Consider the following 19,213-nt stretch of genomic DNA (forward strand, 5'->3'; position numbering starts at 1 on the left):
CGTCGCCGGACGCTGCGTACCGTTGGTCTGCTTCGGCTCACTCCGCCTGATAACGCGGGAACACGCCCGTCGGCGGCGGCAGGGCGGTGCCGGGGGCCAGCCGCGCGCCGACCGCGTCGAAAGCCCGCCGGTCCGCGCCCTGGCCGAGCAGGTCCAGCAGCTTGCCGGCCGACTCGGGCATGACGGGCTGGACGAGCAGCGCCGCGATTCGGACGGCCTCGCACGTGACATAGAGGACGGTGCGAAACCTGGCCTGATCCGCCTCGGACTCGCTTTTGCGCAGGACCCACGGCTCCTGGGCCGAAAAGTATTTGTTGGCCTCCCCGAGCATCAGCCAGATCGCCTCGAGGGCCAAGTGCATTGCCTGCCCGTCGAAATTGGCCCGCGCCCGCTCCAGCAGGCCGTCCGCCGTCGCCAGCAGCTCGGTGTCCGCCGCGGTGAACTCGCCCGGCTCGGGCACCACCCCGTCCAGGTTCTTGGCCACCATCGACAGCGAGCGTTGGGCGAGGTTGCCTAGCTCGTTGGCCAGGTCGGCGTTGATCCTGGTGACGATGGCCTCTTCGCTGAAGCTGCCGTCCTGGCCGAACGGCACCTCCCGCAGCAGGAAATAGCGCACCTGATCGAGGCCGAAGGTGTCGACCAGCGAAACCGGGTCGACGATGTTGCCCACGGACTTGCTCATCTTCTCGCCGCGGTTGAGCAGAAATCCGTGCGCGAAAACCCTGCGGGGCAACTCGATTCCGGCCGACATCAAGAACGCCGGCCAGTAGACGGTGTGGAACCTGATGATGTCCTTGCCGATCATGTGCAGATCGGCGGGCCAATAGTGCCGGAACAACTCCGAGCCGGTGTCGGGGAAGCCGACGCCGGTCAGGTAGTTGGTCAGGGCGTCGACCCAGACGTACATGACGTGGTCGGGGTGATCCGGGACCTTCACCCCCCAGTCGAACGACGTCCGCGAGATGGACAGGTCGCGCAGGCCGCCGGAGACGAAGCTGACCACCTCGTTGCGCCGCACCTCGGGCGCGATGAAGTCGGGGTTCGCCTCGTAGTGCGCCAGCAGCTTGTCGGCATACGCCGACAGCCGGAAGAAGTAGGTGCGCTCCTCCGTCCAGGTCACCGGGGTGCCGGTCTCGACCGCGATCCTGGTCCCGTCCACGACTTCGGTCTCCGACTCGACGAAGAATCGCTCGTCGCGCACCGAATACCAGCCCGAGTAGGTGTCCAGGTAGATGTCGCCCGCCGCGGCCATCCGCCGCCAGATCTCCTTCGACGCCTCGTGGTGGTCGGCGTCGGTGGTGCGGATGAACCGGTCGAAGGAGATGTTCAGCCGCTCCTGCAGGCGCTGGAAGACATCCGAGTTGCGCCGGGCCAGCTCGGCCGTGGGCAGGCCCTCGGCCGCGGCGGCCTGGGCGACCTTGAGCCCGTGCTCGTCGGTTCCGGTCAGGAATCGCACGTCGTAACCGTCCAGCCGCCTGAACCGCGCGATGGCGTCGGTGGCGATGTACTCGTACGCGTGCCCCAAATGCGGCGCGGCGTTGGGGTACGTGATCGCGGTGGTGATGTAGTAGGGCCTCATCGAGACTCACCCTATTGTGTGGCGGTGAGTTCCAACCGCTCTGGTGAACGACAAGCGCCGCCCGCACCCGAGCCGCTGGCGCCTTTGATCGACGCGCACACCCACCTCGACGCGTGCGGCGCCGGACCGGATATGGGGGCCGAGGAGGTGCGGGCCATCGTCGACCGCGCCGCCGCAGTCGGTGTGCAGGCGGTGGTCACCGTCGCCGACGATCTCGATTCGGCGCGCTGGGTGACGCGCGCCGCCGACTGGGATCCGCGCGTCTACGCCGCCGTGGCGCTGCACCCGACCCGCGCGAACGCCTTGGACGACGCGGCCCGCGCCGAGATCGAGCGGCTTGCCGCCCGCCCCCGGGTGGTGGCGGTCGGGGAGACCGGGATGGACATGTATTGGCCGGGCCGGCTGGAGGGCTGCGCGGAGCCGTCCGCGCAGCGGGAGGCCTTTGCCTGGCATATCGACCTGGCCAAGCGCCTCGGGAAGCCGCTGATGATCCACAACCGGGAGGCCGACACCGAGGTGCTCGACGTGCTGGCCGCCGAGGGCGCCCCTGACGCGGTGATCTTTCATTGCTTTTCATCGGACAGCGCGATGGCCCGCCGCTGCGTGGATAGTGGGTGGTTGCTGAGCCTGTCCGGGACGGTCAGTTTCCGCAATGCGCGCGCCCTGCGGGAGGCCGTCGCGCTGATCCCACCCGAGCAGCTATTGGTGGAAACCGATGCGCCTTTTTTGACCCCGCACCCCTATCGGGGCGCAGCGAATGAGCCCTATTGCCTTCCTTATACTGTGCGGGCGATCGCTGAACTGCTGGATCGCCGTCCCGAAGACTTGGCGCAGGTCACGACCAGCAATGCCCGCCGGGTCTACGGGCCGGCCGCCGGGTAGCCGCGCGGGCCGGTGATTTTCCCAACAGTGACGCGTCGGAGTTGCTGAACATTGGCCGGTTCGTTACCGTCTTGTGATCGAACGGTGGGGCCTTTGGGCCCCGCTGTCGTTTGTAGTCATTTTCTTGCTGAGTGGTTCGTAACTGGTTGCTGAGGCGGAGTAACGCGCGTTGACTGTATTGACAAAACTTCATCACAATTCATCACCGATGTTGCGGCTCGTTGTCGCGGGCCTGCTGTTAGTACTGGGCTTCGCCGGCGGGCTCGCGGTTTCCGCGTCCAAGACGGTGACCCTGACGGTGGACGGAATCGCGATGCGGGTGTCGACGATGAAGTCGCGGGTGATCGACATCGTCCAGGAGAACGGCTTCAGGGTCGACGAGCGCGACGACCTCTACCCGGCCGCCGACGTGGAGGTGCGCGACGCCGCCAACATCGTGTTGCGGCGCAGCCGGCCGCTGCAGATCTCGTTGGACGGCCACGACTCGAAGCAGGTGTGGACGACCGCGTCGACCGTGGACGAGGCGCTGGCCCAACTCGCGATGACCGACACCGCCCCGGCCGCCGCCTCCCGCGGCAGTCGCGTTCCGCTGGCCGGGATGGCGCTGCCGGTCGTGAGCGCCAAGACCGTCCAGATCAACGACGGCGGCGCGGTGCGCACCGTCCACCTCGCCGCGGCCAACGTCGCCGGGCTGTTGAACGCCGCCGGCGCGCCGCTGCTGGAAAGCGATCAGGTGGCCCCCGGGGCGGCGGCCCCGATCGTGGACGGGATGCAGATCCAGGTCACCCGCAACCGCATCCAGCGGGTCACCGAGCGAGTCCCGCTGCAGCCGCCCGCGCGCCGGATCGAGGACCCGGAGATGAACGTCAGCCGCCAGGTCGTCGAGGACGCGGGCAGCCCGGGCACGCAGGACGTGACGTTCGCGGTGGCCACGGTCAACGGCGTCGAGACCGGCAGGCTGCCCATCGCCAACACCGTGATCACCCCGGCCCGTGAGGCCGTGGTTCGCGTGGGCACCAAGCCCGGCACCGACGTGCCGCCGGTGAGCAACGGGTCGATCTGGGACGCCATCGCCGGCTGCGAGGCCGGCGGCAACTGGGCGATCAACACCGGAAACGGGTATTACGGCGGTGTGCAGTTCGACCAAGGGACCTGGGAGCGCAACGGCGGGTTGCGCTTTGCGCCCCGCGCCGACCTCGCCACCCGCGAGGAGCAGATCGCCATCGCCGAGGTCACCCGGCAGCGCCAGGGCTGGGGCGCCTGGCCCGTGTGCAGCGGAAGAGCTGGTGCAAGCTGACCATCCGGCTACTCGGGCGCACCGAGATCAGGCGGCTGGCCAAAGAACTGGAATTTCGGCCACGAAAGTCATTGGGGCAGAACTTCGTCCACGACGCCAACACCGTGCGACGGGTGGTCGCGACCTCCGGCGTCGGCCGGTCCGACCACGTCCTGGAGGTCGGTCCGGGCCTCGGTTCGCTCACGCTGGCGCTGCTTGACCGCGGCGCCACCGTCACCGCAGTCGAGATCGACCCCGCGCTGGCCGGCCGGCTGCCCCAGACCATCGCCGAACACTCGCACAGCGAGATACACCGGCTGTCGGTGCTGAACCGCGACGTGCTGACGCTGCGCCGGGACGAGGTGCCGGGCGGGCCTGACGGACCCACCGCCGTCGTCGCCAACCTGCCCTACAACGTCGCGGTCCCGGCGCTCTTGCACCTACTCGCCGAATTCCCGTCCATTCGGGCCGTGACGGTGATGGTGCAGGCCGAGGTCGCCGAACGGCTGGCCGCCGAGCCGGGCGGCAAGGACTACGGCGTGCCCAGCGTGAAGGTCCGCTTCTTTGGGCGGGTGCGCCGCTGCGGCATGGTGTCGCCAACCGTCTTCTGGCCGATCCCGCGGGTCTATTCGGGGCTGGTTCGCATCGACCGGTACGCGACCTCGCCGTGGCCGACCGACGACGCCTTCCGGCGGCGGGTGTTCGAACTCGTCGACATCGCCTTCGCCCAGCGGCGCAAGACATCCCGCAATGCGTTCGCCGAATGGGCCGGTTCGGGCAACGAGTCGGCGAATCGGCTGCTGGCGGCCAGCATCGATCCGGCCCGCCGCGGCGAGACGCTGTCCATCGACGACTTCGTGCGGCTGTTGCGCCGCTCCGGCGATCCGGACGACACGCTGCCGAGCGTTTCGGGGCACGCCTCGGCGAGCTGACCGGAGCGCCGTGGCGTGTGGTTCGCCCGGCGCGGCGTTAGTCTGCTGCGGTGGTCAACAATGTCTGACGGCAACACCGCCGCGCAGTGGGTGCCCACCGGGTCGGTCACCGTACGGGTGCCCGGAAAAGTCAACCTGTACCTGGCGGTGGGGGACCGCCGCAAGGACGGTTATCACGAGCTGACGACGGTCTTTCAGGCCGTCTCGCTGCTGGACGAGGTGACGGTCCGCAACGCCGACGTGCTGTCGCTCGAGCTGGTCGGCGAGGGCGCCGACAAGCTGCCCACCGACGAGCGCAACCTGGCGTGGCAGGCGGCCGAGCTGATGGCCGAACACGTCGGCCGGGCGCCCGACGTCTCGATCATGATCGACAAGTCCATTCCGGTGGCCGGCGGTATGGCGGGCGGCAGCGCCGACGCGGCGGCGGTGCTGGTCGCGATCAACTCGCTGTGGGAACTCAACGTGCCGCGCCGCGACCTGCGCATCCTCGCCGCGAAGCTCGGCAGCGACGTGCCGTTCGCGCTGCACGGCGGGACGGCGCTGGGAACCGGTCGCGGCGAAGAGCTGGCCACCGTGCTGTCCCGCAACAGCTTCCACTGGGTGCTGGCCTTCGCCGACGGCGAGCTGCTCACCCCGGCGGTGTTCAAGGAGCTGGACCGGCTCAGGAAGGCCGGAAAACCGCCGCGGCTCGCCGAACCCGGGCCGGTGCTGGCGGCCCTGGCCGCGGGCGACCCGGAGCAACTGGCGCCGCTGCTCGGCAACGAGATGCAAGCAGCCGCGGTGAGCATGAACCCCGGCCTGCGAAAGGCGCTGCGCGCCGGCGTCGAGGCCGGCGCCCTGGCCGGCATCGTGTCCGGCTCCGGCCCGACGTGTGCCTTCCTGTGCACGTCGGCGGCGTCGGCGGTGGACGTCGGGACCCAGCTGTCCGGGGCGGGCGTGTGTCGCACCGTTCGGGTCGCCACCGGCCCGGTGCCCGGCGCCCGCGTGGTGCCCGCCCCCACTGAAGTGTGAATTCGCACTCAAGGCGCGCCACAGTTTGGCAGTTACTTAAGAGGAGTTTAAGATAACTGGCGGTGACGAGCAGCGGTAAGCAAGACCACTCGATTCCTTCGCCCACCGGAATTACCGGTGGGCTCGTTGGCTCATCACGTGTCCGAGACCTAACCGCTGCGCAATCGTGCTCGCGTGGCTGCTACAAACTGGCACCCAGCAGGCGGAACATGAGATTCCGGGCCTTGGGGCAACTGCCGGAACCGAGGAGGTTTTTGTGAGCAGGTTTACCGACAAGATGTTCCGCAACGCCCGCACCGCGACGACGGGCATGGTCACCGGTGAACCCCACGAACCCGTCCGGCACACCTGGGGCGAGGTCCACGAGCGCGCCCGTCGCATCGCGGGCGGCCTGGCCGCCGCGGGCATCGGCCTCGGCGACGCCGTCGGCGTCCTCGCCGGCTTCCCGGTGGAGATCGCGCCCACGGCGCAGGGCCTGTGGATGCGCGGCGCCAGCCTGACCATGCTGCACCAGCCGACACCGCGCACCGACCTCGTCGTGTGGGCCGAGGACACCATGACCGTCATCGGCATGATCGAGGCCAAGGCCGTCATCGTGTCCGAGCCCTTCCTGGTGGCCATCCCCGTGCTGGAGGAGAAGGGCGTCAAGGTCCTCACCGTCGCCGACCTGCTCGCATCGGAGCCGATCGACCCCGTCGAGGTGGGCGAGGACGACCTGGCGCTCATGCAATTAACGAGCGGTTCCACTGGATCTCCCAAAGCCGTCCAGATCACCCACCGCAACATCTACTCGAACGCCGAGGCCATGTTCATCGGCGCCCAGTACGACGTCGAGAAGGACGTCATGGTCAGCTGGCTGCCCTGCTTCCATGACATGGGCATGGTCGGCTTCCTGACCATCCCGATGTACTTCGGCGCGGAGCTGGTGAAGGTCACGCCGATGGACTTCCTGCGCGACACGCTGCTGTGGGCCAAGCTCATCGACAAGTACAAGGGCACCATGACCGCGGCGCCCAACTTCGCCTACGCGCTGCTGGCCAAGCGGCTGCGCCGCAACGCCAAGCCTGGCGACTTCGACCTGTCGACCCTGCGCTTCGCGCTGTCCGGCGCCGAGCCAGTCGAGCCCGCCGACGTCGAGGACCTGCTCGACGCGGGCAAGCCGTTCGGGTTGCGGCCCTCGGCGATCCTGCCGGCCTACGGCATGGCCGAGACGACGCTGGCGGTGTCGTTCTCCGAGTGCAACGCCGGGCTCGTCGTCGACGAGGTCGACGCCGACCTGCTGGCCGCGTTGCGCCGCGCCGTCCCGGCCACCAAGGGCAACACCCGCAGGCTGGCCACGCTGGGTCCCCTGCTGAAGGACCTCGAGGCCCGCATCATCGACGAAAGCGGCAACGTGATGCCCGCGCGCGGCGTGGGGGTCATCGAGCTGCGCGGCGAGTCCCTGACGCCCGGCTACCTCACGATGGGCGGCTTCATCCCGGCGCAGGACGAGCACGGCTGGTACGACACCGGCGACCTCGGCTACCTGACCGAGGAGGGCCACGTCGTGGTGTGCGGCCGCGTCAAGGACGTCATCATCATGGCGGGCCGCAACATCTACCCGACCGACATCGAGCGGGCCGCCTGCCGCGTCGAGGGGGTCCGGCCCGGCTGCGCCGTCGCGGTGCGCCTCGACGCCGGCCACTCCCGCGAGACGTTCGCCGTCGCGGTCGAGTCAAACGCCTGGCAGGACCCGGCCGAGGTGCGCCGCATCGAGCACCAGGTCGCCCACGAAGTGGTGGCCGAGGTCGACGTGCGTCCGCGCAACGTCGTGGTGCTGGGCCCCGGCACCATCCCGAAGACGCCTTCGGGCAAGCTGCGCCGGTCCAATTCGGTCACGCTGGTCAGCTAGCTTTCGGTTGGCGTCCCCCCGAGTGTGGGGGATAAGTACGCCGGCGCAACGAAATTCGTCCGTAAGGCCCACACTCGCCGGGCCCATCAGGTCAGCGGGGAAAGCCCCGACCTGACCAGGTCTAGGCAGGTGGCCGAGATGACGGCCAAGTCCTCGACGCAGCCGTTGCGCCCCCACGTCTCCACGCCGATCACCATGGCCGCGGCCAGCGTGGCGCCCGCGACGTTGGCGACCAGCTCGATGTTCTCCACGTCCGGATAGCGCTGCTTGACGAAGTCGGTGATGACCGCGGCGAACGACGATTGCACCACCCGCAGGTGGCTGGCGATCTGCTCGCCGGTGATCAGCTCGGCGCGGGCGAGCGCCGCCTGCCGAACCAGCTCTATGTCGTGCGGGTAGCTGGCCATGCTGGCCAGCACGGCGTCGAACACCGACTCGGATTGCGGGCGTTGGGTAAGCGCCTCGGCCAGCCACTCCACGTGCGTGTCGTAGTCCTGGAACAGCACGGCTTCCTTGGTGGGGAAGTGCCGGAAGAACGTGCGCTCGGTGACGCCGGCTTCCTGTGCCAGCTGCTGCACCGTCACGTTGCCGAAGCCCTCGCTCGCGAACCTCTTTAACGCCACCTGCCGCAGCGCCTCATGGGTCCTGCTGCGGCGCAGCTTGTGCAGATTGGTCGGCTCGCCCATGCCTGGCATCACATCACATCCCGATCCTGGTCGGCGCCGACGTCTTCCAATTAAGTCAGTACTGACATATATTGGGTCCCGCCCGCCATGGGTGTGTCGCCAGGTGGCCTCGAAGACCATTTCGAAGAAGGAGCATCAGCGATGACGGATTATGACGCGATCGTGGTCGGCGCCGGCCATAACGGGCTGACCGCGGCGGCGGTCCTGCAGCGCGCCGGCCTGCGCACCCTGTGCCTGGAGGCCAACACCTACAGCGGCGGAATGGCGGCCACGGTCGAGTTGATCGACGGATTCCGTTACGAGATAGCGGGTTCGGTGCAGTTTCCCACCGCCCCCGCAATCACCAAGGAGCTCGGGCTGGACACGCTGCCCACCGTCGATGCCGAAGTCCAGTCGGTCAACCTCGGCGACAACGGCGAAGAACCCATGATCTTCTACCGCGATCCGATGCAGCTGATGACCCACCTCGCCGAAAAGCTCGGGACCGAGGCCGTTACGGGGATGGCCGAGATGATCGGCTGGAGCCAGGGACCGGCGAAGGCGCTCGGCCGCTTCGAGGTGCGTACGCCGCCCAAGACGATCGACGAGATGTACGCCTGCGCCGCAAACGAATCCGAGCGCAGGGCCATCCACGAAGTGCTGTTTGGTTCGGCGATGGATGCCATCGACCGCTTCCTGCCCGACAAGGACAAGCACGCGGTGTTGCGCGGAATGCTCGCCTTCCTCGCCATCAACTCCACCTACCGCGGTCCTTACACCCCGGGCAGCGCAACGTGTTTGGCGTTCGCGCTCGCCGTTCCCAACGAGGGTGCGGCGATGATGACGAAGCTCGAGGGCGGGATCGGCTCGCTCGGCCAGCACCTGCATGATCTGTTCGTCTCGCACGGGGGCGAGATCAGATACCGCGCCAAGGTGGAAAAGATTCTCGTCGAGAATGATCGGGTGACGGGGGTGCGCCTGAAGGACGGTTCTGAGATCAGCGCGCCGGTCGTCGTGTCCAACCTGTCGCCCGACCTGACCCTGATCGACATGGTCGGGGCCGAGCACCTGCCGGCCGACCTCGTCGCCCGGCTCAGCGGTCGCGACCACCGGGCGCCCTTCGTCCAGATCCACTTCGCGCTTGACGGCCTGCCGGAATTCGCTCCGCCGTACGACTTCCTCAACGAACCCGGCATGCAGTCATCCATCGGCATATTCGGCTCGCCAGAAGAGCAACAACGCCAGTGGGAGGAGTGCAAGCGGGGCATCATTCCTGACAACCCGTCGATGGGCATGCAGATACCGTCGGTGCACGATCCCAGCATGGCGCCACCGGGGAAGCACGCGGCGAGTGCGTTCGCCTATGCGTTCCCCGTCGAAACGCCCCGCGAAATGCACGGCCACCTCAAGAACGTGATGGCGGAGAAGGTCATCGACAAGATCACCCGCTTCGCACCCAACTTCCGCGACATCCAGATCCGGCATATCACGTTCGCCCCCTACCACATGCAGACGATGTTCGCGGCTCCCGCCGGCGACTTCTGCCACGGCATGCTGCATCCGGACCTGATGGGGCCCAACCGGCCCGGGCCCAAGGGCTTCATCGACATGCCGATTCCGATCGAGGGGCTGTACCTGGGTGGCGCGGGATGCCATGGGGGCCCGGGCATTACGTTCACCCCCGGCTACAACGCCGCGCACCAGGCGCTCGAGGACATCTCGCGATGACCTACGTGATCGCCGAGCCCTGCGTCGACCTCAAGGACAAGGCCTGCATCGAGGAATGTCCCGTCGACTGCATCTACGAAGGCATCCGGATGCTCTACATCCAGCCCGACGAATGCGTCGATTGCGGTGCCTGTGAGCCGGTCTGCCCGGTCGAGGCCATCTACTACGAGGACGACGTGCCCGACGAGTGGAGGGGCTACACGCAGATCAACGCCGACTTCTTCGAGCGGCTGGGCTCGCCGGGCGGCGCGGCCAAAGTCGGTGTGTGCGAACATGATCCGCAGGCGATCAAGGGGCTCGAGCCGACTGGAGGGCAGTGTCAGTGACACGACCCCTCGACGGCACGGTGGCCCTCGTCACCGGCGCGAGCCAGGGAATCGGCCAGGGCATCGCGATCGAGCTCGGCAACCAGGGCGCCACCGTCTGGCTCACCGCCCGCAACGGTGCCGGCCTTGAGCAGACCGCCGATCAGATCCGGGCGCTCGGCGGCGCCGCGGTGGCCCGGCCCTGCGATCACGCCGACGATGCCGCGGTGGAGGCCGTGTTCGACGAATTGCGGCGCGGCCCGGGGCGGCTGGACATGGTGGTCAACGTCGCGTCGCCGGACTTCACATCGATGGTGGCCCAGCCATTTTGGACGCTGCCCTTCCAGGCGATCACCGACAGCCTCGTCGTCGGGCCGCGCGCGAACTTCGTGACCTCGGCGCTCGCCGCGCCGATGATGATCGGACAGGGCGGCGGGCTGATCGTCAACATCTCGTCCCACGGCTGCGAGGACTACCTCCTTTCCACGCCCTACGGGGCGGCGAAGGCAGCCATCGAGAAGATCACCCACGACACCGCGCTCGAACTGCGCGAGCACAATGTCGCCGTGATCGGACTGTGGCCGGGACTGGTGCTCACCGAACGCATCCTCGCCTTCGCGACCGAGGGCCCGTCGGGTTCGCGCCAGCTGTTCGGGCTCGACCTCGACATCTGCGAGTCCCCGCGGTTCCCGGGGCGCGCGGTCGTCGCGCTGTTCACCGATCCCGACCGGATGGCCCGCACCGGCCGATCGTTCTTCGCGTCCCGCCTTGCCCGCGAGTACGGCTTCACCGACGTCGACGGACGTCTGCCGCCCGAGGTGCGGCTGCTGGTCGACTACCTGGGCGACGGCAACGTGCCGGAGTACTGGCAGATGGTGGAGCGGTTCGGCCGCGGCTTCGCCAAACCTTCACCGGCAGAACCGGTCTGACGACTCAGCACGCGTCCGCCTACCAGGCGTGCACGCGGTTCTGCGCGGGCTCGAGCCCGAGCTCGATGAGCGCCTCGGTGGCGTCGGCGGCCTGCTCGCAAATGGTGGGCACCTCGGCGCGCTCGGCCGCGGTGAAGTTCTCCAGCACGAACGCCGCCGGATCCTTGCGTCCGGGCGGGCGCCCGATCCCGATGCGCACCCGCTGAAAGTCCTTGGTGCCCAGCGCCGCAACGACCGAGCGCAGGCCGTTGTGACCACCTTCGCCGCCGCCGATTTTGAGCCGGATGCGACCGAACTCCAGGTCGAGGTCGTCGTGGATGACGATCATGTCGGCCGGGGCCACCGAGTAAAACTTCGCCAGCGGCCCGACCTGGCGGCCCGACTCGTTCATGAAGCAGCGCGGCTTGGCCACCAGCACCGAGTGCCCGGCCAACCGACCGCTGACAACTTCGGCGCCGGAACGCTTGTGCGCCTTGAACTTCGAACCCAGCCGCGCGGCGAGCAGGTCGGCGACCATGAACCCGAGGTTGTGCCGGGTGCGCGCGTAGTTGTCTCCGGGGTTGCCCAGGCCGACCACCAATAGCGGTTCGGCCACGTCGCGAGCCGCCTACTCGGACTCGTCGGCAGAGGCCTCGGCCTCGCCGCCCTCTTCGGCCGCGGGAGCCGCCTCGCCCTCGGCCGCCTCGCCGGCGCCCTCTTCCGCGAGGTCGGCGGCCGTCGGGGCGTTCACCACGTTGACCACCAGCATGTCGGGGTCGGACACCAGGCTGACGCCGCTGGGCAGCGTGATCTGTCCGGCGGTGAACTGGGTGCCCGCAGGCGCGTCCTCGACGGACACGGTCAACTGCTCGGGAATCGACATGGCCTCGGCCTCGATCTCGATCGTGTTGGTCTCCTGGGTGACCAGGGTGTCGGGGCCGGCCTCGCCCTCGATGACGACGTTGACCTCCACGTGGACCTTCTCGCCGCGGCGCACGACCACCAGGTCGGCATGCTGAATGGTGCGGCGGATGGGGTGGATGTCGAGCGCCTTGGTCAGCGCCAGCTGCTCCTTGCCGGCGATGTCGAGGGTCAGCACCGCGTTGGTGCCGGAGTGCCGCAGCACCGCGGCGTAGTCGTGCCCGGGCAGTTCGAGGTGCTGCGGGGCGGCCCCGTGACCGTAGAGGACGGCGGGAATCTTGCCCTCGCGGCGGGCGCGGCGGGACGCGCCCTTGCCGGTCTCAGCTCGCACCGCCACCTTGAGTTGGTTGACTGCGGACTTGGCCATCGTGTCGCTCCTATGTGCTCAATACCTGGGTCGGGAGCACGGCAAAGGTCGCGACATTGAAGTCGGTCTCCGTCGATAACGGTGCTGGCTTGCCAGCCACCCTCGCCGTGGCGCCCGGTCAGGTTAGCGCATCTGCGCCTCGGAGCGGAAATTGCGCGGAAATTGGCGAGTGTGTATTGACGGCTTTGCGTGTTGCGCCAGGGTTGAAAATCGTCGGAAATCGCGCCCTCAGCACACACTGAAAGCCGTCAGCTCACACTCAACGCGCCCGCCGCTCGTTCGGCGGGTCGCTTGTTCCGGGGCGGCCGTTGACTGTGCATTGACGGCTTTGCGTGGTGCTCCAGGGTTGCAAATCGTCGAAAGTTGCGCCCTCAGCACACACTGAAAGCCCTCAGCTCACACTCAACGCCCTACAGCGGGAATTTGGTGGCCGTGAGCTGCTCGGACAGCTCCCACAGCCGGGCGGCGGCGGTCGCGTCCTGCGCGCGCCGGCTGCGGGCGACCGGCTGCGTTCGGCCGACCCAGCCGAATCGCGGGCCGATGAACGTGTCGCCCGGCAGGTCCTCCGATGCGGCGTACAGCGTTTGCCGGGCGCCGAAATCGGCGTCGGTGGCCACCACCCGGGTGGCGGCCGACATCAGCGCGTCGCCCACCCTGCGGCCGGACGCGCCCTGCAGGTTGGTGTGCGAGTAGCCGGGATGGACCGCCAGCGCGCGCAGCGGCGAACCGGCCGAGTCGAGGCGTCGCTGCAGCTCGCTGGTGAACAGCAGGTTGGCGAGCTTCGACTGGCTGTAGGCCAGCCAGGGCGAGTAGCGGCGGTTCTTCCAGTTCAGATCGTCGAAGTCGATGCGCCCCGGCCAGTGCGCCATCGACGACACCGTGACGACGCGGTCGGTCAGCTTGGGGAGCAGCAGGTTGGTCAGCGCGAAATGACCGAGGTGGTTGGTGCCGATCTGGCTCTCGAACCCGTCGGCGGTCAGCGCGTAGGGGGCGGCCATGATGCCGGCGTTGTTGATCAGCACGTCGGCCCCCTCCACCCCGTCGGCGAACCGGCGCACCGACGACAGGTCCTGCAGGTCGAGGGGGCGCACCTCGACGTGGCCGGTTTCGGGGCCGGTGATCTGCTTCGCGGCGGCCTCGCCCTTGCCCGTGTTGCGCACGGCCATGACGATCTTGGCGCCCTTGCCGGCCAGCTCGCGGGCCGTCACCGCGCCCAGCCCGCTATTGGCGCCGGTGATGATCACGGTGCGCCCGGCGAACGACGGCAGGTCTGCGGCGGTCCAGTTCGTCATGGCTGATGAGCTTAGTGAAAGGCCGCCGCCGATTACTTGGCGGCGACGACGAACCCGTGGATGATCCCCTCGATGTCGGTCGCCTCGGCGGCCGCCTGGTTGGCCAGGGTGGTGATGGTCAACTGGACCAGGTACCGCTGGTTCGCGGGCGGCGACCCGGTGGCGATGACGATCCGATTCCAGCTGTGCAGCCGCTGGCCGTCGACGTCGTAGCTACCCTGGATCATCGACGAGGGAAAGCCGTTGTAGTTGTCCGTGGAGGCGTCCAGCTGCTTGAAGTTCTCGAACAGCCGGGCGTCGTCGTTGCCGTGCTTGACGACCTGCGCCGGGTCGAAGTCCCCGTGCAATTTGAAGACCACCAGCCGCGCGGTCGGATACTTGCCGCCGTGCGAGATCATCAGGGTCTCCTTGGCGATGTTCGGGTTGTTCGCCTGCGACCAGCCCGTCGGCGTAGGTATCGAAACGTTCAGATCGGGCAACGATCCCGGCGCCACCTGTTGGCCGCTGACGCCGATGTCCTGCAGGTACTGCGACAGCGGAACGGGCTTGTCCGTCATCGTCGCGGCGGCGCTGGTCGTCGAACTCCGCGTCAGGATCGACTGGTAGTCAGGGGCTTTCGGTGGCGAACATGCCGCCACGGGCATGCTCAGCGCGACCGCCACAACACCGGCGGTGATCGCCGCAGGCCTAATTGCCCGCCTCCTTCTCACGCCGTTCCGGCGCGCATCGTCGCCGGGCAGCCTCACAGGATCTCGCGCACGGCGTCGATCGGCCGCGCCAGCCGGGTGCCCTTCGGGGTGATCACGAACGGCCGTTCGATCAGGATCGGGTGTTCGGCCATGGCGTCGAGCAACTCGTCGTCGGACGCGTCGGCGAGACCGAGTTCGGCATAGAGCGGTTCGCGCTTGCGCACCGCGGCGCGCACGTCGATGCCGGCATCGCGGATCATGCGCGCCAGCTCGGCGCGCGACGGCGGGGTTTTCAGGTACTGGACGATCGTGGGGTCAATCCCGTTGTCGCGCAACAGATCCAGCGTCTTGCGGGAGGTGCTGCACTTGGGGTTGTGGTAGATGACGGTGTCGGCCATCTAGGCGTCACCGTCGAAAAGGCCTGTGACGGAGCCGTTTTCGAAGACCGCGCGGATGGTGCTGGCCAACAGCGGCGCGATGGACAACACCGTGAGCTGCGGGAAACGCTTCTCCTCGCCGATCGGCAGCGTGTTGGTGACGATGACCTCCCGCGCGCCGCACGCCGCCAGCCGCTCGGCGGCCGGGTCGGAGAGCACGCCGTGGGTCGCCGCGATCACCACGTCGCTGGCGCCGTCTTCGCGCAGCAGGTTCACCGCGCCGGCGATGGTGCCGCCGGTGTCGATCATGTCGTCGATCAGAACGCAGGTGCGGCCTTCGACTTCGCCGACGACGCGGTTGGAGACCACCTGGTTGGGCACCCGCGGGTCGCGGGTCTTGTGGATGAAGGACAGCGGAACCCCGCCCAGCGCGTCGGCCCATTTCTCGGCGATGCGGACCCGGCCGGAGTCGGGGGAGACCACCACCATGTTGCCGTCCGGGTAGTTGTCCTTGATGTAACCGGTCAGCAGGTTCTGCGCGCGCATGTGGTCGACGGGACCGTCGAAGAAACCCTGGATCTGGTCGGTGTGCAGGTCCACGGTCACGATCCGGTCGGCGCCGGCGGTCTTGAGCAGGTCGGCGACCAGCCGCGCGGAGATGGGTTCGCGCCCGCGGTGCTTCTTGTCCTGCCGCGCGTAGGGGTAGAAGGGCATGACCGCGGTGATCCGCTTGGCGCTGCCCCGCTTGAGCGCGTCGATCATGATCAGCTGTTCCATCAGCCAGTTGTTGACCGGCGCGGGGTTGGATTGCAGGACGAAGGCGTCGCAGCCGCGCACCGACTCGTGGAACCGAACGAAGATCTCGCCGTTGGCGAATTCCCGCGCCGTCTGCGCGGTGACGTGGACGTCGAGTTCCTTGGCGACCTGTTCGGCCAGCTCGGGATGCGCGCGGCCCGAGAAAAGCATCAAATTTTTGCGATTATCGGTCCAGTCGTGGCTCAACGCACTGCCCTGCCTCGGGATCGAAATGGAAGCCCCATCGTACGTAGCGAATGGTACGGAAATGTGGCCGGGTTGCCAGGGACCAAACTCACGGTGTCTATTCGGGCCCTGAATTCTCGGGATTTTCTTCGGCGGACTTCGCGGCCGCCTTGTCCGCCGCCTCGGCCGCCGCGCTGCCCGGCCGCTTGCGCTGCACCCAGCCCTCGATGTTGCGTTGCGGTCCCGCGGACACCGCCAGCGCCCCGGGCGGGACGTCGTCGCGCACCACGGTCCCGGCACCGGTGTAGGCCCCGTCGCCGACGGTCACCGGGGCCACGAACATGGTGTCCGACCCGGTGCGCACATGCGATCCGATGGTGGTGCGCCGCTTGGTTTCGCCGTCGTAGTTGACGAACACGCTGGACGCGCCGATGTTGCTGTGCTCGCCGATGTCGGCGTCGCCGACGTAGGTCAGGTGCGGGACCTTGGTGCCCGTGCCGATGATCGAGTTCTTGACCTCGACGAACGCGCCGAGCTTGCCGTCGGCCCCCAGCACGGTCCCCGGTCGCAGGTAGGTGAACGGGCCGACGGTGGCGCCGTCCCCGATCGACGAGGACGAGCCGTGCGTGCGCACCACCGACGCGCCGTCGCCGACGCTGACGTCGGTCAGGGTGGTGTCGGGGCCGACGACGCAGTGGCCGCCCACCCGGGTGCGGCCCAGCAGCTGGGTGCCGGGGTGGATGACGGTGTCGCGACCGATCGTCACGTCGACGTCGATCCAGGTGGTGCCCGGATCGACGACGGTCACGCCGGACATCTGGTGGGCGGCGACGATCCGGCGGTTCAGCTCGGCGCCGAGTTCGGCCAGCTGGACGCGGTTGTTGACTCCGGCCACCAGCGCGCTGTCGGCGACGTGCTGAGCGCGCACAGCGCGGCCGTCGCCGCGCAGGATCGCGACGACGTCGGTCAGATACAGCTCCCGCTGGGCGTTATTCGAGCTCAGCCGGCTCAGCGCCGACCGCAGCGCCGCGACGTCGAAGGCGTAGACGCCGGCGTTGACCTCGCGGATCTGGCGCTGCGAGGGCGTCGCGTCGGTGTGCTCGACGATCGCCATCACCTCGTTGTCCTGCGTACGCAGGATGCGGCCGTAGCCGACCGGGTCGTCGAGCGTCGTGGTGAGCACCGTGACCGCGGCCGACTCGGCGGTGTGGGCGGCGATCAGGCCGGCCACGGTGTCGGAGTCGAGCAGCGGGGTGTCCCCCGAGGTGACGAGGACGATGCCGGCGTAGTCGTCGGGCAGGGCGGACAGCCCGCACAGGACGGCGTGGCCGGTGCCCAGCGGCCGTTCCTGCAACGCCACGTCGATCGAGCGGCCCAGCGTCTCGGCAAGCTCACCGACCAGCGGCGCGACGCGCTCGTGATCGTGGCCCAGGACCACGACCAGGTGCTGGGGCGCGACCTTGGCGATCGCGTGCAGGGAATGCGACAGCATGCTGCGGCCGGCGATCGTGTGCAGCACCTTCGGGGTGTCGGACCGCATCCGGGTGCCCGGTCCGGCCGCGAGGACCAGGACCGCAGTGTCACCACGAAACGACATGAACTCTCCTATTGGACCCTTCGCGCGGGCGTGCGTGTTGGTACGCCGACACGCCCTCAAGCGTTGCATTTCCTGCACGCTCGCCGCAAAGAGCCACGCTGCTCCGTCGCCAGGACTCGAACCTGAACTCTCAGAACCAAAATCTGATGTGCTGCCGATTACACCACGACGGACTGCAAGCCCCTAGGCCCGCGCCACCAAGAGACTTTAGACGGTGCGCGGGCCGGCGGTGCGGTTGTGCCGACCCGATACGCTGATTGACGTGGCCGTTCTCGATAAAGAGCCCGACAAGGAAGCCCGGCCGGCGCGCGCCCGCATGACGGGCAGCGATCGCCGCCAGCAGCTCATCGGCATCGCCCGCTCCCTGTTCGCCGAGCGCGGTTACGAGGGCACCTCGATCGAGGAGATCGCGCTGCGTGCCAACGTGTCCAAGCCCGTCGTCTACGAGCACTTCGGCGGCAAGGAGGGGCTGTACGCCGTCGTCGTCGACCGCGAGATGTCGGCGCTGCTGGACATGATCACCTCGTCGCTGACCAACAACCGGTCCCGGGTGCGGGTGGAGCGGGTCGCCCTGGCGCTGCTCACCTACGTCGAGGAGCGCACCGACGGCTTCCGGATCATGATCCGCGACTCGCCGGCCGCGATCAGCTCGGGCACCTACTCCAGCCTGCTCAACGACGCGGTCAGCCAGGTCAGCTCGATCCTGGCCGGCGACTTCGCACGCCGGGGGCTGGACGCGGACCTGGCGCCGCTGTACGCCCAGGCGCTGGTGGGCTCGGTGTCGATGACGGCGCAATGGTGGCTCGACACCCGCGAGCCGAAAAAAGAAGTGGTCGCCGCGCACCTGGTCAACCTGATGTGGAACGGCCTGACCCACCTGGAAGCGGACCCCAAGCTTCAGGACGAGTAACGCCTCCTAGGGCCGCACCCCGTCGAGGAAGTTGTTCAAGGCGTGCTTGCCGATCTCGCGGATGCCCAGAGGGCGCGGAAGCAGGCGGGTGACGACGAACATCATGCGCCGGTTCGGCGCCCCCACCTGCATGCTGGGCCGCTTGCCGAGATACAGCACGGCCTCCTCGACGTTCTCTTCGGGAGTGTTGATGAGGCTGCCCCTGGCCCGCGCGACCTCGAGCGCCTCAGCGGCCCCCGGCGAACTGGTGAGTCCGGCCATGCAGGCCAGCACGTGCACGTTGTCGGGTTTCAGTTCGTACCAGAGCCCTTCGGCGAGAATGATGTTGTACGCCCTCGTCGCGCCGTAGTGCGTGTAGTACGGACTGCCGATCAGGCCCGTGCCGCTACTCATCAGGACGATGCCGCCGCGACGGCGCGCCTTCATCAGCGCGCCGTAGTGATACGTCAGCCCAAAGGGGCTGCAGCAGTTGATGTTTATCCGTCGCCGCTCGAATTCGAGGTCGTCGGCCCAGAATCCGCCCACGGTGGCCAGGGCGGCGTTGGACACCAGCAGCCCGATTTCGCGGTCGCCGACGGCCGCGACGATGTTCTCCACGGCATCGGTCGCCCCCAGGTCCTGGGAGACGACCAGCACCTCGACACCGAACCTGGACACCAGTTCCTGGCGCTTCTTCTCCAGCTTGTCGGGGTCGCGCGCGACGATCACGACCGACAAGCCCTGGGAGGCAGCGTAATCCGCCCAGGCGCCGCCGATGCCCTCGCTGGCGCCGGACACCAGTGCCCACGATCCGTACTGGCCCGCGAAGTTATTCGGTGGGCGCCGGGCCAGTGGGCTGTGCGATCGCCATTGCTGGGCCACAACGGATTTCAGCGCCAGGGCCGATTGTGTTGCGTTCATCG

Annotated in this window: 19 protein-coding genes and 1 tRNA gene; 9 read left to right on the top strand and 11 right to left on the bottom strand. The window is 68.2% G+C overall.

Annotation, left to right across the window (positions count from 1 at the left end):
- Positions 1 to 37: 37 nt before the first annotated feature.
- Positions 38 to 1,579: a methionine--tRNA ligase gene (gene metG / locus N415_RS26830; RefSeq protein WP_068188233.1), complete on the bottom strand. Its 1,542-nt coding sequence runs from the start codon at positions 1,577 to 1,579 to the stop codon at positions 38 to 40.
- An 18-nt stretch (positions 1,580 to 1,597) separates the two neighbouring features.
- Between metG and N415_RS26835 the strand changes: the two genes are divergently transcribed.
- From N415_RS26835 to N415_RS26855, 5 genes are all read left to right on the top strand, one after another.
- Complete coding sequence (locus N415_RS26835; protein ID WP_068188236.1) at positions 1,598 to 2,461, top strand: TatD family hydrolase; 864 nt, start codon at positions 1,598 to 1,600, stop codon at positions 2,459 to 2,461.
- A gap of 169 nt (positions 2,462 to 2,630) precedes the next feature.
- Positions 2,631 to 3,758, top strand: coding sequence for a resuscitation-promoting factor (locus tag N415_RS26840; RefSeq protein ID WP_204366845.1), 1,128 nt, complete (start codon positions 2,631 to 2,633; stop codon positions 3,756 to 3,758).
- The gene (rsmA, locus tag N415_RS26845) at positions 3,722 to 4,669 is read left to right on the top strand and encodes a 16S rRNA (adenine(1518)-N(6)/adenine(1519)-N(6))-dimethyltransferase RsmA (RefSeq protein WP_068188240.1); all 948 of its coding nucleotides are present in this window, start codon (positions 3,722 to 3,724) and stop codon (positions 4,667 to 4,669) included. The genes N415_RS26840 and rsmA overlap by 37 nt, the downstream gene beginning before the upstream one ends.
- 60 nt (positions 4,670 to 4,729) lie before the next feature.
- Entirely contained in the window at positions 4,730 to 5,680 is a 951-nt protein-coding gene (locus N415_RS26850) for a 4-(cytidine 5'-diphospho)-2-C-methyl-D-erythritol kinase (protein ID WP_068188244.1), read from the top strand.
- Positions 5,681 to 5,936: 256 nt separating this feature from the next.
- Positions 5,937 to 7,571 carry a fatty acyl-AMP ligase gene (locus N415_RS26855; RefSeq protein ID WP_068188247.1) on the top strand — a complete coding sequence of 545 codons (1,635 nt, stop codon included), beginning with the start codon at positions 5,937 to 5,939 and terminating at the stop codon, positions 7,569 to 7,571.
- A gap of 86 nt (positions 7,572 to 7,657) precedes the next feature.
- Here N415_RS26855 and N415_RS26860 read toward each other — a convergent pair whose 3' ends face one another.
- The gene (locus N415_RS26860; protein WP_068188255.1) at positions 7,658 to 8,257 is read right to left on the bottom strand and encodes a TetR/AcrR family transcriptional regulator; all 600 of its coding nucleotides are present in this window, start codon (positions 8,255 to 8,257) and stop codon (positions 7,658 to 7,660) included.
- 141 nt (positions 8,258 to 8,398) lie between these two features.
- Here N415_RS26860 and N415_RS26865 point away from each other — a divergent pair, with 141 nt between their 5' ends.
- Genes N415_RS26865 through N415_RS26875 form a run of 3 tightly spaced genes read left to right on the top strand, consistent with a single transcriptional unit; the run spans position 8,399 to position 11,198 of the window.
- The gene (locus N415_RS26865; RefSeq protein ID WP_068188263.1) at positions 8,399 to 9,964 is read left to right on the top strand and encodes an NAD(P)/FAD-dependent oxidoreductase; all 1,566 of its coding nucleotides are present in this window, start codon (positions 8,399 to 8,401) and stop codon (positions 9,962 to 9,964) included.
- Positions 9,961 to 10,290, top strand: coding sequence for a ferredoxin (gene fdxA / locus N415_RS26870; protein ID WP_068188264.1), 330 nt, complete (start codon positions 9,961 to 9,963; stop codon positions 10,288 to 10,290). Before N415_RS26865 ends, fdxA begins: the two co-directional genes overlap by 4 nt.
- A complete protein-coding gene (locus N415_RS26875) occupies positions 10,287 to 11,198 on the top strand; it encodes an SDR family NAD(P)-dependent oxidoreductase (RefSeq protein WP_068188266.1) in 912 nt (303 codons plus the stop codon). The genes fdxA and N415_RS26875 overlap by 4 nt, the downstream gene beginning before the upstream one ends.
- A 19-nt stretch (positions 11,199 to 11,217) precedes the next feature.
- Here the strand turns inward: N415_RS26875 and pth are convergent, their stop codons facing one another.
- The 8 genes from pth to N415_RS26915 form a co-directional block, all read right to left on the bottom strand.
- Positions 11,218 to 11,793, bottom strand: coding sequence for an aminoacyl-tRNA hydrolase (pth, locus tag N415_RS26880; RefSeq protein ID WP_068100102.1), 576 nt, complete (start codon positions 11,791 to 11,793; stop codon positions 11,218 to 11,220).
- A gap of 12 nt (positions 11,794 to 11,805) precedes the next feature.
- Positions 11,806 to 12,465 carry a 50S ribosomal protein L25/general stress protein Ctc gene (locus N415_RS26885; protein ID WP_068188268.1) on the bottom strand — a complete coding sequence of 220 codons (660 nt, stop codon included), beginning with the start codon at positions 12,463 to 12,465 and terminating at the stop codon, positions 11,806 to 11,808.
- Positions 12,466 to 12,875: 410 nt separating this feature from the next.
- Positions 12,876 to 13,757, bottom strand: coding sequence for an oxidoreductase (locus N415_RS26890; RefSeq protein WP_068188272.1), 882 nt, complete (start codon positions 13,755 to 13,757; stop codon positions 12,876 to 12,878).
- 32 nt (positions 13,758 to 13,789) lie between these two features.
- Positions 13,790 to 14,401 (bottom strand): LpqN/LpqT family lipoprotein, encoded by a 612-nt coding sequence (locus tag N415_RS26895; RefSeq protein ID WP_068188312.1) that lies wholly within the window; start codon positions 14,399 to 14,401, stop codon positions 13,790 to 13,792.
- A 98-nt stretch (positions 14,402 to 14,499) separates the two neighbouring features.
- Positions 14,500 to 14,844 carry an arsenate reductase (glutaredoxin) gene (arsC, locus tag N415_RS26900; protein ID WP_068188276.1) on the bottom strand — a complete coding sequence of 115 codons (345 nt, stop codon included), beginning with the start codon at positions 14,842 to 14,844 and terminating at the stop codon, positions 14,500 to 14,502.
- Positions 14,845 to 15,825, bottom strand: coding sequence for a ribose-phosphate diphosphokinase (locus N415_RS26905; protein WP_068100094.1), 981 nt, complete (start codon positions 15,823 to 15,825; stop codon positions 14,845 to 14,847).
- 97 nt (positions 15,826 to 15,922) lie between these two features.
- Positions 15,923 to 17,401: a bifunctional UDP-N-acetylglucosamine diphosphorylase/glucosamine-1-phosphate N-acetyltransferase GlmU gene (glmU, locus tag N415_RS26910; RefSeq protein ID WP_068188278.1), complete on the bottom strand. Its 1,479-nt coding sequence runs from the start codon at positions 17,399 to 17,401 to the stop codon at positions 15,923 to 15,925.
- A 101-nt stretch (positions 17,402 to 17,502) separates the two neighbouring features.
- A tRNA-Gln gene (locus N415_RS26915) sits at positions 17,503 to 17,574 on the bottom strand.
- A gap of 143 nt (positions 17,575 to 17,717) precedes the next feature.
- Between N415_RS26915 and N415_RS26920 the strand changes: the two genes are divergently transcribed.
- Positions 17,718 to 18,311 carry a TetR/AcrR family transcriptional regulator gene (locus N415_RS26920; RefSeq protein ID WP_142282191.1) on the top strand — a complete coding sequence of 198 codons (594 nt, stop codon included), beginning with the start codon at positions 17,718 to 17,720 and terminating at the stop codon, positions 18,309 to 18,311.
- 6 nt (positions 18,312 to 18,317) lie between these two features.
- Here the strand turns inward: N415_RS26920 and N415_RS26925 are convergent, their stop codons facing one another.
- Positions 18,318 to 19,211: an SDR family NAD(P)-dependent oxidoreductase gene (locus N415_RS26925; RefSeq protein ID WP_068188281.1), complete on the bottom strand. Its 894-nt coding sequence runs from the start codon at positions 19,209 to 19,211 to the stop codon at positions 18,318 to 18,320.
- Positions 19,212 to 19,213 lie beyond the last annotated feature (2 nt).

It is taken from the genome of Mycobacterium sp. UM_CSW (genome assembly GCF_000455205.1).
GTDB lineage: Bacteria > Actinomycetota > Actinomycetes > Mycobacteriales > Mycobacteriaceae > Mycobacterium.

Coding starts and splice junctions, on each gene's coding strand:
- N415_RS26925 (WP_068188281.1), bottom strand. CDS start 19,211: ATGAACGCAACACAATCGGCCCTGGCGCTGAAATCCGTTGTGGCCCAG.
- N415_RS26860 (WP_068188255.1), bottom strand. CDS start 8,257: ATGGGCGAGCCGACCAATCTGCACAAGCTGCGCCGCAGCAGGACCCAT.
- N415_RS26920 (WP_142282191.1), top strand. CDS start 17,718: ATGACGGGCAGCGATCGCCGCCAGCAGCTCATCGGCATCGCCCGCTCC.
- glmU (WP_068188278.1), bottom strand. CDS start 17,401: ATGTCGTTTCGTGGTGACACTGCGGTCCTGGTCCTCGCGGCCGGACCG.
- N415_RS26865 (WP_068188263.1), top strand. CDS start 8,399: ATGACGGATTATGACGCGATCGTGGTCGGCGCCGGCCATAACGGGCTG.
- arsC (WP_068188276.1), bottom strand. CDS start 14,844: ATGGCCGACACCGTCATCTACCACAACCCCAAGTGCAGCACCTCCCGC.
- N415_RS26890 (WP_068188272.1), bottom strand. CDS start 13,757: ATGACGAACTGGACCGCCGCAGACCTGCCGTCGTTCGCCGGGCGCACC.
- N415_RS26850 (WP_068188244.1), top strand. CDS start 4,730: ATGTCTGACGGCAACACCGCCGCGCAGTGGGTGCCCACCGGGTCGGTC.
- fdxA (WP_068188264.1), top strand. CDS start 9,961: ATGACCTACGTGATCGCCGAGCCCTGCGTCGACCTCAAGGACAAGGCC.
- N415_RS26885 (WP_068188268.1), bottom strand. CDS start 12,465: ATGGCCAAGTCCGCAGTCAACCAACTCAAGGTGGCGGTGCGAGCTGAG.
- metG (WP_068188233.1), bottom strand. CDS start 1,579: ATGAGGCCCTACTACATCACCACCGCGATCACGTACCCCAACGCCGCG.
- N415_RS26895 (WP_068188312.1), bottom strand. CDS start 14,401: ATGCCCGTGGCGGCATGTTCGCCACCGAAAGCCCCTGACTACCAGTCG.